This window comes from Thiohalobacter sp. IOR34 (assembly GCF_030406045.1).
In the GTDB taxonomy this organism is placed as follows: domain Bacteria; phylum Pseudomonadota; class Gammaproteobacteria; order Thiohalobacterales; family Thiohalobacteraceae.
Genome location: NZ_CP128988.1, coordinates 317,694 through 333,360, shown reverse-complemented (window position 1 = coordinate 333,360; position 15,667 = coordinate 317,694). Strand labels below are relative to the sequence as shown.

Genomic DNA, 15,667 nt, shown 5'->3' with positions numbered 1-15,667 from the left:
TCCTGGACTGCACAAGGTTCGTCGTTGTATCCATGCGCATTCCCTGTCGTCTTCTCGCCGGCCCGCTCCTTGGCCTGCTGGCCGTTCAGACCGTCGTAGCCGATGAGGTCGACCAGCGCCATGGCCGGATACTCGATGGCCTGCCGAAAATAGGCATCGAAGGCGCCATCACGGCAAGCTGGCAGTACGCCAGCGACCCTCGACTCGATGCCGAACTCATCGCTTCACTCGATCTGCTCGGCAGATGGCAAACCCGCCACGGCCAGTGGCTGGCCTACCTGGAGGGAAGCAGCACGCCCCCGGCCAATGGCCTCTCCCGTCATGCCGGGGAGGCCAATGCCGATGCCGGCACAGCATTGAACTCCCGGGGCCATGGCCGGCTGCAGCTGTCGGAGCTGCACTACAGCCGGCGCCTTGCCCGCGGCACCCTGGTGATCGGCCAGATCGACCCGACTGCCTTCCTCGACAGCAGCGAGGTCGCCAACGACGAGACCCGCCAGTTCCTCGCCGCGACCCTGGTCAACAACCCGGCAATCGAATTCCCGGACTATACCCTGGGCGCGGTCTATCACCATCACACGACTGCAGAACGACCCGGCTTCACCCTGCTGCTGGCGAGCTCCCATGGCCTCGCCGATAACGCGAGCCTGTCCTATGCTGAACTGATCAAGGTGAACGACGACGACAAGGGCCTGTTCAGCGCGTTCGAGGTCTACCGGCAGTCTGACGGCCTGACCTGGCGCGGAGGCCTGTGGCTGAACACGGCCGACCATGAAACCCTGGACGGAACCGCCGCCGATGCCGCCAATTACGGCCTCTATGGGAATATCGATTTTGCCCTGAAAGCCTTGCGCGGCAACCTGCGCCTCGGGTTCAGCAATCCGGCGGTCTCCGAGGCGGCGGCCTTTGCCTCACTCGCCCTGGAACAAGCGCTAGCGCAGATCACCCTGGGTGCCGGCCTGTCGTATAGCTGGCTGTCGGGCGAACTCGATGACCCGGCGCGGAATGACAGCAGTCAGGCCGAACTCTACCTGCGCAGCGAAACCAGCCGGAGGCTGCAGATCACCACCTCCTTACAGTGGCTGAGAAACAGCGGCCTCGACCGTTCCGGGCGCAGCGTCGATCCCCGTTTGACGATCGTTGGCTTGCGCATCGGCTACAGTTTCTAGTCCGCATATTGCGCCAAGGATTCGAGTTTCAGGGCGAATCTGGCTAACCCGGATATTGCACCAAGGCGGCGCGCATGAAGGGGGTTCGTGCTGTAATACAGGGACGATATGGCCATGAAAGGCCCCTTGGGCGGGTTACAGTAATGTTCAACACCACGTCAATCGCGGCCTGGAGGCCGCTCCTACCATGGTGCCGCCATGCCCCGTAGGAGCGGCCTCCAGGCCGCGATCCCCGGCGGGTCCAGCCACGCCATCATCCGGGGGCCTGATGCAATATCGGGGTTAATAATACAAACGATAACAAAAAAGGGCGGCCCAAGGCCGCCCTTCGATTGCACCTCGCAACAACCGGATCAGCTGACCTTGGGATCGAGCTCACCGGATTCGTAGCGCTTGTACATGTCTTCCAGGCTGATCGGCTTGATCTTGTCGGCGTGGCCGGCAGCGCCGAAGGCCTCGTAGCGCGCCTTGCAGATCTCCTTCATGGCGGCGGTGGACGCCTTGAGGAACTTGCGCGGATCGAAGTTGGAGGGGTTCTCCGCCAGGTGCTTGCGAATGGCACCCGTGGAGGCCATGCGCAGGTCGGTATCGATGTTGACCTTGCGCACACCGTGCTTGATGCCTTCCTGGATCTCCTCCACCGGCACGCCATAGGTCTGGCCCATGTCGCCGCCGTAGTTGTTGATGATCTCCAGCCAGTCCTGCGGCACCGAGGAGGAACCGTGCATCACCAGATGGGTGTCGGGGATGCGGGCATGGATTTCCTTGATGCGCTCGATGGCCAGGATGTCGCCGGTCGGCGGGCGGGTGAACTTGTAGGCACCGTGGCTGGTGCCGATGGCGATGGCCAGGGCATCGACGCCGGTGTCCTTGACGAACTGAGCGGCCTCTTCAGGGTCGGTCAGCAGCTGGGAGTGATCCAGCTTGCCCTCGGCGCCATGACCGTCTTCCTCGCCCATCATGCCAGTCTCCAGCGAACCCAGGCAGCCCAGCTCGCCCTCCACCGAAACACCGCCGGCATGAGCCATCTCCACCACCCGGCGGGTGACGTCGACGTTGTACTCATAGGTGGAAGGGGTCTTCATGTCTTCCATCAGCGAGCCATCCATCATCACCGAGCTGAAGCCGGACTGGATGGAACGCAGGCAGACGCCGGGGGCCGAGCCGTGATCCTGGTGCATGACGATCGGGATGTGCGGATACATCTCGATGGCCGCGGAGATCAGATGGCGCAGAAAGGGCTCGCCCGCGTAGGAACGTGCGCCGGCAGAGCCCTGCATGATGACCGGGCTGTTGGTCTCGTCGGCCGCCTGCATGATGGCGTGCACCTGCTCCATGTTGTTGACGTTGAAGGCAGGCATGCCGAAGTTGTTCTCGGCAGCGTAATCGAGCAATTGACGCAAGGATATCAAGGCCATGGGTCTCTCCTTGGAGTTGGTATGTGTTCTAAGAAATTCGGTCCCGGCGGGGCACGCGGCCCGCTTCAGAGTTCGTCCTGGTGCAGTTCGTGTTCGCCGACACGCAGGATCTTCATCGCGTTGGTCCCGCCCAGCACGCCGGCCAGATCGCCCTTGGTGATGATCACCAGATCGCCGTCGCGCACCGCGCCGCGGCGCACCAGCTCGTCGATCGCCTCGCGGTTGACCTCGGCATGGTCGGTGGAGGTGACGTCGAAGCTGACCGGGTAGACGCCGCGATAAAGGGTTACCTTTCTACGCGTCTCCACATGACGGGTCAAGGCATAGATCGGTATGCCGGAACTGATACGAGACATCCATAGTGGCGTGGCACCGGACTCGGTCAGCGCGGCGATGGCCTTCACCCCAAGATGATTGGCGGTATACATGGCGGCCTTGGCGATGGCCTCGTCGATGCGGTTGAAGTGCATCTGCTGGCGGCGTTCCGTAACCATGGCATTGCGCTGCCGTTCGGCCCCCTTGCAGATGCGGTCCATGGCCGCCACCACCTTGTCGGGATACTTGCCGGTGGCAGTCTCGGCCGAGAGCATCACGGCATCGGTGCCGTCGATCACCGCATTGGCCACGTCGAACACCTCGGCGCGGGTAGGAATCGGGCTCTCGACCATCGACTGCATCATCTGCGTGGCGGTGATCACCACCCGGTCCAGGCCACGCGCGATGTGGATGATGCGCTTCTGCACGGCCGGCAGCTCGGCATCGCCGATCTCCACACCGAGGTCGCCGCGGGCGATCATCACTGCGTCGCTGGCCTCGATGATCTCCTCCAGATTGTTCATCGCCTCGGCACGTTCGATCTTGGCGATGATGCCGCCATGGCCACCCGCCTGGCGCAGCAGCTCGCGCGCCTCGTTGACATCGTCGGCACAGCGCGGGAAGGACAAGGCCAGGTAATCGCAGCGCATATCCGCCGCAACCTTGATGTCGGCTCGGTCCTTGTCGGTGAGCGCCTTGGCGGAAAGCCCGCCGCCCTGGCGGTTGATGCCCTTGTTGTTGGACAGCTCGCCTCCGACCACCACGCGGCAGACGATCTCCGCACCCAGGCTGTCCTCGACCCAGAGCACCACATGACCGTCGTCGAGCAGCAGGGTATCGCCGCGCTTGACGTCCTCCGGCAACTGCTTGTAGGCGATGCCGACCCGCTCGGCAGTACCGTCGTCGCTGCCCAGCGAGGCATCGAGCACGAAGCGCGCCCCTTCCTCGAGCACCACCTTGCCTTCCTTGAAACGTTCGATGCGGATCTTCGGCCCCTGCAGGTCGCAGAGCACACCGACCTGGCGACCGTGGGCGCGGGCCCGGTTGCGTACCGTCTCCGCCCGTTCGCGGTGTTCCTCGTGACTGCCATGAGAGAAATTCAGGCGCACCACGTCGACCCCGGCCTGGATCAGTGCATCCAGGGCCTTGGGGTCATCGGTCGCCGGCCCCATGGTGGCGATGATCTTGGTACGTCTCAGCATAAAGCCCGCTTTCCTGACGGCGCCTGTTGCGCCTGATTGTAGGAATCCCGCCCGCCACCCGGGAATAACCCGTGCGGCAGCGGTTCGTCGCACGCCCGGCTCAGGACTTGGCGCGCTGTTCGAGGACCTCCACCGCCGGCAGCTTCTTGCCTTCCAGGAATTCCAGGAAGGCGCCGCCACCGGTCGAGATGTAGGAGATCCGGTCGGCGATACCGTATTTGTCGACCGCCGCCAGGGTGTCGCCACCGCCGGCGATGGAGAAGGCCCTGGACTCGGCAATGGCCAGTCCCAGGGTCTTGGTGCCCTCACCGAACTGATCGAACTCGAAGACGCCGACCGGACCGTTCCAGACGATGGTCCCGGCAGCCTTCATCATCTCCGCGAAACGGGCGGCGGTCTCCGGTCCGATGTCGAAGATCATGTCGTCGTCGGCGACCTCGTCGACCTTCTTCACTGTCGCCTCGGCGGTCTCGGAGAACTCCTTGCCCACCACCACGTCACTCGGCACCGGGATCTCGCCACCCTTGGCCTTGGCCGCTTCCATCAAGCGCTTGGCCTCGGGGATCAGATCCTCCTCGTACAGCGACTTGCCGACATTGTAACCGCAGGCAGCGATGAAGGTATTGGCGATGCCACCACCCGGGATCAGCTGATCCACCACCTGGGACAGGGACTCCAGCACGGTCAGCTTGGTGGAGACCTTGGAGCCGCCGACGATGGCCACCATCGGCCGCTCGGGGTTGTGCAGGGCCTTGCCCAGCGCCTCCAGTTCACCGGCCAGCAGCGGGCCGGCGCAGGCCACCGGGGCATACTTGGCGACACCGTGGGTCGAAGCCTGGGCGCGGTGCGCGGTACCGAAGGCGTCCATCACGTAGACGTCACAGAGACTGGCGTACTTCCTGGACAGTTCGTCGTCGTTCTTCTTCTCGCCCTTGTTGAAGCGGACATTCTCGAGGATCACCACCTCGCCCTCTGCCACCTCGGGCGCCGTCTCCAGGTAATCCTTGACCAGCCGCACCTCCTTGCCCAGCAGGCCGCCGAGATGATCGGACACCGGCTTGAGCGAGAACTGCTCGTCGTATTCACCCTCGGTAGGCCGTCCCAGATGGGACATCAGCATCACCCGCGCACCGGCCTTCATGGCCTGCTCGATGGTCGGCAGCGAGGCGCGGATCCGCTTGTCGGAGGTCACCTTGCCGTCCTTGATCGGCACGTTGAGATCCTGACGGATGAGGACGCGTTTTCCGGCCAGATCGAGGTCGGTCATCTTGATCACGGACATCTGCTGCTCCTTGAACTCTAAGGCTTGATATATCTTGAAAACGATTGGCCAAGCCGCTGGCGCTTGGCGAATGGTTCTCTGCCGGCAAAGGGAAGGCCGTCGATGCGGGGCGGGAACACCCGCCCCGCATGACGTCCGTCAGGCTGCTCAGCCAGCGACGTGCTGCACGAAACGCAGCATGTTGCAGGTGTAGCCGTACTCGTTGTCGTACCAGGACACGACCTTGACGAAGGTGTCGTCGAGGGCGATGCCGGCGCCGGCGTCGAAGATGGAGGAAAAGCCCACGCCGCGGAAGTCGGTGGAGACCACCTTCTCGTCGGTATAGGCCAGGGTCTTGCTGATGTCGCCGGACTCGGAGGCCTTCTTCATGGCGGCGCAGATGTCGTCATAGCTGGCCGGCTTCTCCAGTTCCACGGTCAGGTCGACCACCGACACGTCGGAGGTGGGCACGCGGAAGGCCATGCCGGTGAGCTTGCCGTTCAGCTCGGGCAGCACCACGCCCACGGCCTTGGCGGCGCCGGTGGAGGACGGGATGATGTTCTCCAGGATGCCGCGGCCGCCGCGCCAGTCCTTCATGGAGGGGCCGTCGACGGTCTTCTGGGTGGCGGTGGCGGCGTGCACGGTGGACATCAGGCCACGCTTGATGCCCCAGTTGTCGTGCAGCACCTTGGCCACCGGCGCCAGGCAGTTGGTGGTGCAGGAGGCGGCCGAGACGATGGCCTGGCCGGCATAGCTGTCGTGGTTGACGCCGTAGACGAACATCGGGGTGCCGTCCTTGGAGGGCGCGGACATGACCACCTTCTTGGCGCCGGCTGCGATGTGCTTCTGGCAGGTTTCCTCGGTGAGGAAGAAGCCGGTGCACTCGATGACCAGATCGGCGCCGATGTCGCTCCACTTCAGGTTGGCCGGATCGCGCTCGGCGGTCAGGCGGATGGTCTTGCCGTTGACCACCAGGTTGTTGCCCTCGACGGCGACGTCGCCGTCGAAACGGCCGTGCACCGAGTCGTACTTGAGCATGTAGGCCAGGTAATCGGCGTCCAGCAGGTCGTTGATGCCGACCACTTCGATGTCGCTGAAGTCCTTGGCGATGGCACGGAAGGCCATGCGGCCAATGCGGCCGAAGCCGTTGATACCAACCTTGATAGTCATAACGTGATTCCCCTTATTGCGTTTAAGGCTGAAGAATGAAAAGCGTTACAGGACAGAGTTGACGGCCTTGACCACGTTGTCCACGGTGAAGCCGAATTCCTTGAACAGTTCGCCGGCCGGCGCCGATTCGCCGAAGCGGTCGATCCCGACCACCGCGCCCCCCAGGCCGACATACTTGCGCCAGTAGTCGCGCACCCCCGCCTCGACGGCGACCCGTGCCGTGCAGCTGGAAGGCAGCACGGACTCGCGATAGGCCTCGTCCTGGGCGTCGAACACATCGGTGGCCGGCATGGAGACGACGCGGATCTTCTTGTCGCTCATGGCCTCGGCCGCACCCATGGCCAGCGCCACCTCGGAACCGGTGGCAATGATGATGGCGTCCGGTGCGCCGTCGCAGTCCTTGAGGATGTAACCGCCCTTGGCGATATCGGCGATCTGCGCCTCGCTGCGCGTCTGGTGCGGCAGACCCTGGCGGGAGAAGATCAGGCAGGTCGGGCCGTCCTTCTTCTCGATCGCCGCCTTCCAGGCCACCGCGGTCTCCACTGCATCGCAGGGCCGCCACAGGGTCATGTTGGGTACCAGCCGCAGGGTGGCGATCTGCTCGATCGGCTGGTGGGTCGGGCCGTCCTCGCCGAGACCGATGGAGTCATGGGTGTAGACGAAGATGCTCTGGATCTTCATCAGCGCCGCCATGCGCAGGGCATTGCGGGCGTATTCGGAGAACATCAGGAAGGTGCCGCCGAAGGGCACGAAGCCGCCGTGCAGCGACATGCCGTTCATCATCGCCGACATGCCGAACTCGCGCACGCCATAGGACAGATAGTTGCCATCGGTCACGGTCTTGTTGACGGACACCGAGCCGGACCAGGACGTCAGGTTGGACGGGGTCAGGTCCGCCGAGCCGCCGAAGAATTCGGGCAGCACCGGGGCATAGCCGTTGATGGCGTTCTGCGAGGCCTTGCGGGTGGCCGGACTCTCGGCCTTGGCATCGATCTCCTTGATGAAGGCGGCAGCATGCTCTTCCCAGTTGGCGGGCAGCTCGCCCTTCATGCGGCGCTCGAATTCGGCGGCCAGATCCGGGAAAGCGGCCTTGTAGGCAGCGAACTTCTCGTTCCACTCGGCCTCGGCCTTGGCGCCCTTGTCGCGGGCATCCCAGCCGGCATAGATCTCGTCCGGGATCTCGAACGGACCGTACTTCCAGCCCAGGTTCTCGCGGGTGGCCTTGATCTCGTCCTCGCCCAGCGGCGCGCCGTGGCAATCGTGGCTGCCGCAGAGATTCGGGGCGCCATAACCGATCACGGTCTTGCAGCAGATCAGCGAGGGACGGTCATTGACAGACTTGGCCTCGTGGATCGCACGGCTGATGGCCTCGGCATCGTGGCCGTCGACATCGCGGATCACGTGCCAGCCATAGGCCTCGAAACGCTTGGGCGTGTCATCGCTGAACCAGCTCTCGACATGGCCGTCGATGGAGATGCCGTTGTCGTCCCAGAAGGCGATCAGCTTGCCGAGACCCAGGGTGCCGGCCAGGGCACAGGACTCGTGGGAGACGCCTTCCATCATGCAGCCATCGCCAAGGAAGGTGTAGGTGTAGTGGTCGACGATGTGGTGGCCGTCGCGGTTGAACTGACCGGCCAGCGTGCGCTCGGCCAGTGCCATGCCCACGGCGTTGGTGATGCCCTGCCCCAGCGGACCGGTGGTGGTCTCGACGCCTGGCGTGTAGCCGTATTCGGGATGGCCCGGGGTCTTGGAATGCAGCTGGCGGAACTGCTTCAGGTCCTCGATGCTGAGGTCGTAACCGGAGAGGTGCAGCAAGGAATAGATCAGCATGGAGCCATGGCCGTTGGACAGCACGAAACGGTCGCGGTCCCACCATGCCGGGTTGGACGGATTGTGCTTGAGGAAATCGTTCCACAGCACCTCGGCGATGTCAGCCATCCCCATCGGCGCACCGGGGTGGCCGGAATTTGCCTTCTGAACGGCGTCCATACTGAGGGCGCGAATGGCGTTAGCGAGTTCTTTGCGCGAGGGCATGGGTTCTCTCCTATATATGCTTGTAAATGCTGTGCCACCTGGCCGGCCGCGGATCTTGGGCCGAAACGGCCCGCGGCATCGCTGAAACAAAAGCCTCTCCCGGACTCCTGTTGACGTGCCAGGTATCGGGTTCTTCTTGAAAGCGGTGTTCCGCCAAGGCCCGCCTGCTGCAGGGCGAAACACTCAAAAATTCTGTTCGCGCCGTCGACGGCCCGCCTCCGGCCGAGCACCTGCCGGGGCGGGTCGAGCGGCGTATTTTCCCCTAGATGCTGACGCGGAGCAATAGCAGCGAGCGCTGCCGCCTTCTGCCAGTCCGGCAGGACCTGACCGATACATTTTTTCTATTTGCAGATAGGCGGCGCTTATCATACTGGAGCGGCCACTGCCTTCACTCGCCTATCCACTTGATGGAACAACCGATACTGGGAATCTGCTCGGCCGGCCCGCGGCCGGTTTCCGCGACCTGCTTCATGGCCTCGAACAGGTCGCGGCGCACATCCCCCGACGCGGTCTCCTTGCGGCTGGCATCGAAGCGGCCGCGATACTGCAGCTCCAGATCGGCGTTGTAGCCGAAGAAATCCGGCGTGCAGACGGCACCATAGGCCCGCGCCACCTCCTGGGTCTCGTCCAGCAGGTAGGGGAAGGGGAATCGATACTGCTCCGCCACCCGCTTCATGTTGTCGAAGGAATCCTCCGGGTAGTCGCTGGGATCGTTGGACATGATGGCCACCGAGTTGATGCCGTAGTCCATCAGTTCCCGGGTGTCGCGCACCAGGCGCTCGCGGATCGCCTTCACGTAGGGGCAGTGATTGCAGATGAACATCACCAGCAGACCCTTCTCGCCGCGGCAGTCGTCCAGCGTCCAGATCCTGCCGTCCACGCCCGGCAGGGCGAAACCCACCGCCGGCTTGCCGAACTCACAGACGGGCGTCTCAAGCGAAACCATGGTCCGTTCCTCCGTTCCAGATCGAGGCGCGCAGTTTACCATGTGCGGAATACCTTGAAATAGCCACGAAAAACACGGAACACACGGACGGGATTATTGCGGCGCAGGCACTTCGCGCGGCGCCTGGTAACCAGAAGATATTTTCGTGTTTTCCGTGGCCATTGTTGTTTCTTCGGCCAGGGGACGCACCCCACAATAAGCCTTTTCGTGGGTTTGGTGGCTACCCCGGATATTGCACCAAGGCGGCCCCTATGATCGGAGTGCAGGCTGGCATACAAGGCCAGGAGGCTCGCAAATAGGCTCTCGTGGCGGGGTACACTTTGTGCCTATTCGATCTCAGAACGCATCTGGCTGCGCATCCTGGCCGATCCCCCTTGAACCATAGCTACGGCTATGCTTCTGCGGGTGATCGACCAAGCTGCTTTGCCAGCTCCGCCCTGAGAATCGAATCCTTGGTGCAATATCCGGGCTATACTAAGACAAACGATAACAAAGCCTCATTCAGCGGGTCTCTGGACGATCAGCCCGCAAGGCGCAATGGCGCCGGCAGGGTGATTCCCTGTCAAGCCATTGCAACGTTGCGGATGGCCGTCCAGAGGCCCGCCCGCAGGGAGCTTGCCAGGCGCCCCGGCTCTGCGTTGTGCCCCTTGGCAAGGGCGGGCCATTCCCTGCGGAGCACGCCTTGATCCGGGGCGCCTGGCAAGCTCTGAATGAGGCTTTGTTATCGTTTGTCTTAGTATCTTTGACAACAACAAGAAAGGTGGCCTAAACTTCCGGCCCACAGCGCCGATTTGAATTCAGATTGCGGGCGCTATAGAAATCCGGCTAAAGCGAGGATGGCAACAAGAATTCCAGAACCCGCTTGAGCTTCCGGCCGGCGGGTTTTTTGTTATGAGGCATCGACCAGCATGAACGACTATCTGTTTACATCCGAATCCGTCTCCGAAGGCCACCCGGACAAGATGGCCGACCAGATTTCGGACGCCATCCTCGACGCCATCATCCGCCAGGATCCGCACGCCCGCGTCGCCTGCGAGACCCTGGTCAAGACCGGCATGGTGATCCTCGCCGGCGAGATCACCACCGGCGCCCGCGACATCGAGTACGAGAAGCTGGTGCGCGACACGGTGAACGGCATCGGCTACACCAGTTCGGAGATCGGCTTCGACGGCAACACCTGCGCGGTGCTCAACGCCCTCGGCCAGCAGTCGCAGGACATCAACCAGGGCGTCGACCGTGAGACCCGCGAGCAGCAGGGCGCCGGCGACCAGGGCCTGATGTTCGGCTATGCCAGCGACGAGACCGAGGTGCTGATGCCCGCCCCCATCACCTACGCCCACCGTCTGGTACGGCGCCAGGCCGAGGTGCGCAAGAACGGCACCCTGTCCTGGCTGCGGCCCGACGCCAAGAGCCAGATCACCTTCCGCTACGAGAACGGCCGGCCGGCCGGCATCGAGGCCGTGGTGCTCTCCACCCAGCATGCCCCGGAGATCGAACAGGACGTACTGCGCGAGGCGGTGATGGACGAGATCCTCAAGCCGGTGCTACCGGCCGAGTGGCTGGACCAGTGCCCCCAGGACAAGATCCACATCAACCCCACCGGCCGCTTCGTCATCGGCGGCCCCATGGGCGACTGCGGCCTGACCGGGCGCAAGATCATCGTCGACACCTACGGCGGCATGGCGCGCCATGGCGGCGGCGCCTTCTCCGGCAAGGATCCGTCCAAGGTCGACCGCTCGGCCGCCTATGCCGCGCGTTACGTGGCCAAGAACATCGTCGCCGCCGGCCTGGCCGAACGTTGCGAGATCCAGGTGTCCTACGCCATCGGCGTGGCCGAACCGACCTCGATCACCATCAACACCTTCGGCACCAACAAGATCGAGGAAGACAAGATCAGTGCCCTGGTGCGCGAACACTTCGACCTGCGCCCCTGGGGCATCATCACCATGCTCGACCTGCTGGAGCCGCACTACCAGCCGACTGCCGCCTACGGCCACCTCGGACGGGACGACATCGACCTGCCCTGGGAACGTACCAACAAGGCGGAACTGCTGAGGGAGGCGGCGGGGCTGTAAACGCTAAAACCGCCAAGGCGCCAGGAAAATGATTTTTGTAATCTTGGCGCTCTTGGCGCCTTGGCGGCTAAACTACGACGATCACGACACTGCCCCCCGAGGGGCGCTGCAGCGGGGCAACCCGTCAGGCTCGGGGAGACAGCGAAACCAAACAACGGCGCTCATCTTTTGCTATATCAGGAGAGATGAACATGAACGCTGTTTTGGATTCCAACGCCGATTTCCTGGTCGCCGACATCGAGCTGGCCGACTGGGGCCGCAAGGAGATCGCCATCGCCGAGACCGAGATGCCCGGCCTGATGGCGCTGCGCGAGAAATACGCCGGCCAGAAGCCCCTGAAGGGCGCCCGTATCGCCGGTTCCCTGCACATGACCATCCAGACCGCGGTGCTGATCGAGACCCTGGTGGAACTCGGCGCCGAGGTACGCTGGGCCTCGTGCAACATCTTCTCCACCCAGGACCATGCCGCGGCCGCCATCGCCGCCGAAGGCATCCCGGTCTACGCCTTCAAGGGTGAGAGCCTGGAGGAATACTGGGCCTTCACCCACAGGATCATGGAATGGGCCGACGGTGGCACCCCGAACATGATCCTCGACGACGGCGGCGACGCCACCCTGCTGCTGATCCTGGGCAGCAAGGCCGAACAGGACCCCTCGGTGCTGGACAACCCGAGCAGCGAGGAAGAGGTCGCCCTGTACAACGCCATCAAGCAGCGCCTGGCCGAGGAACCGACCTGGTACTCGACCCGCCGCGCCGCCATCCGCGGCGTCACCGAGGAGACCACCACCGGCGTGCACCGCCTCTACCAGATGGAGCGCAGCGGCGAACTGCCCTTTCCGGCCATCAACGTCAACGACTCGGTCACCAAGTCCAAGTTCGACAACCTCTACGGCTGCCGCGAGTCCCTGGTCGACGGCATCAAGCGCGCCACCGACGTGATGATCGCCGGCAAGATCTGCGTGGTGCTCGGCTACGGTGACGTCGGCAAGGGCTGTGCCCAGTCGCTGCGCGGCCTCGGCGCCACCGTCTGGGTGACCGAGATCGATCCCATCTGCGCCCTGCAGGCGGCGATGGAAGGCTACCGGGTGGTAACCATGGAAGAGGCTGCCCCCCTGGCCGACATCTTCGTCACCGCCACCGGCAACTTCCATGTCATCGATCATGAACACATGGCGGCCATGAAGGACGAAGCCATCGTCTGCAACATCGGCCACTTCGACAACGAGATCGACGTCGCCAGCCTGGAAAAATACGACTGGGAGGAGATCAAGCCGCAGGTGGACCACATCATCTTCCCCGACGGCAAGAAGATCATCCTGCTGGCCAAGGGCCGGCTGGTGAACCTGGGCTGCGCCACCGGCCATCCCAGCTTCGTCATGTCCAATTCCTTCACCAACCAGGTGCTGGCGCAGATGGAACTGTGGAATCACCCCGACCAGTACCAGAATCAGGTCTACGTGCTGCCCAAGAAACTCGACGAAGAGGTGGCCCGCCTGCACCTGGAGAAGATCGGCGTCCAGCTCACCACCCTGACCCGGGAGCAGGCCGACTACATCGACGTGCCGGTGGAAGGTCCCTACAAGCCCGAGCACTACCGTTATTGATCGCGGAGAAGGATTGCCACGAAACCCGCCAAACCCACGAAAGGGATCATTGCAGCGCATGCGCTTCGCGCGGCGCTGCGGATCCCGGAAAATCTTTCGTGGGTTTCGTGGCTGACGACACCATGGAATCACAGAAACAGTTCACACCCGGCTTCAGCTGCGAATTCTTCCCGCCAAAGACGGACGAGGGGGCCAGGAAACTGCGCCTGGCACGCGAGCAGCTGGCGCAGATCGGGCCAGCCTATTTTTCTGTCACCTTTGGCGCCGGTGGCAGCACCCAGGAGGGCACCTTCGACACCGTGGTCGAAATCCAGCAGGCCGGCTTCGAGGCGGCCCCCCACCTGTCCTGCATCGGCTCGACCCGTGACAACATCCGTGCCCTGCTGGAACGCTACCGGAAACAGGGCATCCGCCGCATCGTCGCCCTGCGCGGCGACATGCCTTCCGGGATGCGCGAGGCCGGCGAGTTCCAGCACGCCAACGAGCTGGTGGCCTTCATCCGCGAGCAGACCGGCGACCATTTCCACATCGAGGTCGCCGCCTACCCGGAATTCCATCCCCAGGCGGTGAACGCCATACAGGACCTCGAGCATTTCCGACACAAGGTGGAGGCCGGCGCCGATGGCGCCATTACCCAGTACTTCTATAACCCCTACGCCTACTTCCGCTTCGTCGACGACTGCGAACGGCTGGGACTGGCGCTGCCTATCGTCCCCGGCATCATGCCGATCACCAACTACACCCAGCTGGCCCGCTTCTCGGATGCCTGCGGGGCCGAGATCCCGCGCTGGATCCGCAAGCGCCTCGAGGCCTACGCCGACGACCTGGATTCGATCCGCGGCTTCGGCGAGGAGGTGATGGTGGAGCTGTGCCAGACGCTGCTCGATGCCGGCGCCCCCGGCCTGCACTTCTACACCATGAACCGCGCGGAACCGACCCTGGCCATCTGGAAACGGCTGCGCCTCTGAGCAACCACGATGCGCATCCCCCGCATCTACCAGCCCGGACCGCTGGCCCAGGGCCGCCGCATCGAGCTGGACGAACGGGCGCGGCGCCATGTCGCCACCGTGCTGCGCCTGAAGCCCGGCGCCGAGATCCGGCTGTTCAACGGCCAGGGGGGTGAGTGGCAGGCCAGACTCGACGCGGTCTCGCGGCGGGCGGTGCTGGCCGAGATCGGCGAGTGGCACGACGAGGAGCGGGAATCCCCCCTGGCCATCACCCTGCTGCAGGGCGTCTCGCGCGGCGAACGCATGGACCTCACCATCCAGAAGGCCGTGGAGCTGGGCGTGCAGCGCATCGTCCCCATCGCCTGCGCACGAACCACGGTGCGGCTGGACGCGGAACGCCGCCGCAAGCGCTGGCAGCACTGGCAGGGGGTGATCCTGCATGCCTGCGAACAATGCGGCCGCAACCGGATCCCTGAACTCTCCGAGGTGGTGGACCTCGCCACCGCACTGGAGCGGCGCGACCGCGCCGCCCGCGGCCTGCTGCTCGATCCGCTGGCCGAAGGGGGGCTCGCCCAGCTGGGCAAGGCGGAATCCGCCTTCTGCCTGTTGATCGGCCCGGAAGGGGGCCTGGAGGAGGGAGAACGGCAAGCGGCCAGGCAGGCCGGCTTCACCGGCCTGCGGCTTGGCCCACGGGTACTGCGCACCGAGACCGCGGCGCTGACGGCGATCGCCGTGCTGCAGCAACGCTATGGGGATCTTGGTTAGAAGCTAGAAGCTAGAAGCTAGAAGCTAGAAGCTAGAAGCTAGAAGTTAGAAGTTAGAAGTTAGAAGCCGGGAGCTGGGAGCTGGGAGCTGGGAGCTGGGAGCTGGGAGCTGGGAGCTGGGAGCTGAGACGGCGGGCGACACCCGCCGGGGATCGCGGCCTGGAGGCCGCTCCTATGGGGCATGGCGGCACCATGGTAGGAGCGGCCTCCAGGCCGCGATTGGCGTGGTGTCAACAGGCTGCTAGCTTCTAGCTTCCAGCTTCTGGCTTCTGAATCAAGCCGCCCGTCTGGGCAATTCGGCGACCAGACGCTCCAGGGCATCGAGATCGGGGATCACCGCCGCATCGCCCTGCAGATGCACCCGCGCCAGCTCCAGGACCGCAGCCGGCGCCGGATCCGACTGCACCTCGCCTTCGGCCAGCTTGACCAGATGCGGGATACCGGCGGTGAGCAGGGCATAGAAACCCGGCTCACCCTCACCGCTCAGGGTATTGAAGACGGCGATCCGGCTTTGCGGCCCCGTCACCGGGCGGGGCGCCCCGCAGGCGGCCTCGTAGGAGATCAATGCCAGCTCCAGACCACGCCATTCCAGCATGCCGAGCAGCCAGGAAGGCGCATCCTCCACCGGCTGCGGCGCCCGGTAGGGAACGATCTCTGCCACCGCGACGTTCGGCACCAGCAGTCTGCGCCCGTCCAGCGGGACCACCAGACTGCGCACCTTGTCCTGAAGATCTGCACTCATGATCTGCTCTCCTTCTCCCG

12 protein-coding genes and 1 riboswitch are annotated in these 15,667 nt (G+C 64.0%); of the genes, 5 read left to right on the top strand and 7 right to left on the bottom strand.

The features are described 5' to 3' along the window. Positions 1-32 precede the first annotated feature (32 nt). Positions 33-1,169 (top strand): hypothetical protein, encoded by a 1,137-nt coding sequence (locus tag QVG61_RS01595; RefSeq protein ID WP_289931567.1) that lies wholly within the window; start codon positions 33-35, stop codon positions 1,167-1,169. Positions 1,170-1,522: 353 nt separating this feature from the next. Here QVG61_RS01595 and fba read toward each other — a convergent pair whose 3' ends face one another. The 6 genes from fba to QVG61_RS01565 form a co-directional block, all read right to left on the bottom strand. Next, complete coding sequence (gene fba / locus QVG61_RS01590) at positions 1,523-2,587, bottom strand: class II fructose-bisphosphate aldolase (protein WP_289931566.1); 1,065 nt, start codon at positions 2,585-2,587, stop codon at positions 1,523-1,525. A gap of 65 nt (positions 2,588-2,652) precedes the next feature. After that, on the bottom strand, positions 2,653-4,104 hold the full coding sequence (pyk, locus tag QVG61_RS01585) for a pyruvate kinase (protein ID WP_289931565.1): 1,452 nt from the start codon (positions 4,102-4,104) through the stop codon (positions 2,653-2,655). A gap of 100 nt (positions 4,105-4,204) precedes the next feature. Further along, positions 4,205-5,386: a phosphoglycerate kinase gene (locus QVG61_RS01580; RefSeq protein WP_289931564.1), complete on the bottom strand. Its 1,182-nt coding sequence runs from the start codon at positions 5,384-5,386 to the stop codon at positions 4,205-4,207. 147 nt (positions 5,387-5,533) lie between these two features. After that, positions 5,534-6,535 (bottom strand): type I glyceraldehyde-3-phosphate dehydrogenase, encoded by a 1,002-nt coding sequence (gap, locus tag QVG61_RS01575; RefSeq protein ID WP_289931563.1) that lies wholly within the window; start codon positions 6,533-6,535, stop codon positions 5,534-5,536. Positions 6,536-6,580: 45 nt separating this feature from the next. Continuing rightward, a complete protein-coding gene (gene tkt / locus QVG61_RS01570; protein WP_289931562.1) occupies positions 6,581-8,569 on the bottom strand; it encodes a transketolase in 1,989 nt (662 codons plus the stop codon). Between the two features lie 388 nt (positions 8,570-8,957). After that, entirely contained in the window at positions 8,958-9,515 is a 558-nt protein-coding gene (locus QVG61_RS01565; protein WP_289931561.1) for a thioredoxin family protein, read from the bottom strand. Positions 9,516-10,423: 908 nt separating this feature from the next. Here QVG61_RS01565 and metK point away from each other — a divergent pair. From metK to QVG61_RS01545, 4 genes are all read left to right on the top strand, one after another. Next, the gene (gene metK, locus QVG61_RS01560) at positions 10,424-11,590 is read left to right on the top strand and encodes a methionine adenosyltransferase (RefSeq protein ID WP_289931560.1); all 1,167 of its coding nucleotides are present in this window, start codon (positions 10,424-10,426) and stop codon (positions 11,588-11,590) included. Positions 11,591-11,682: 92 nt separating this feature from the next. After that, positions 11,683-11,760: riboswitch (S-adenosyl-L-homocysteine riboswitch) on the top strand. A 21-nt stretch (positions 11,761-11,781) separates the two neighbouring features. Then, on the top strand, positions 11,782-13,194 hold the full coding sequence (ahcY, locus tag QVG61_RS01555) for an adenosylhomocysteinase (protein WP_289931559.1): 1,413 nt from the start codon (positions 11,782-11,784) through the stop codon (positions 13,192-13,194). Positions 13,195-13,316: 122 nt separating this feature from the next. Then, complete coding sequence (gene metF / locus QVG61_RS01550) at positions 13,317-14,162, top strand: methylenetetrahydrofolate reductase [NAD(P)H] (protein ID WP_289932677.1); 846 nt, start codon at positions 13,317-13,319, stop codon at positions 14,160-14,162. 9 nt (positions 14,163-14,171) lie between these two features. After that, entirely contained in the window at positions 14,172-14,906 is a 735-nt protein-coding gene (locus QVG61_RS01545; protein ID WP_289931558.1) for a 16S rRNA (uracil(1498)-N(3))-methyltransferase, read from the top strand. Positions 14,907-15,179: 273 nt separating this feature from the next. Here QVG61_RS01545 and QVG61_RS01540 read toward each other — a convergent pair whose 3' ends face one another. Then, the gene (locus QVG61_RS01540) at positions 15,180-15,647 is read right to left on the bottom strand and encodes a chemotaxis protein CheW (protein ID WP_289931557.1); all 468 of its coding nucleotides are present in this window, start codon (positions 15,645-15,647) and stop codon (positions 15,180-15,182) included. Between the last annotated feature and the right edge of the window lie 20 nt (positions 15,648-15,667).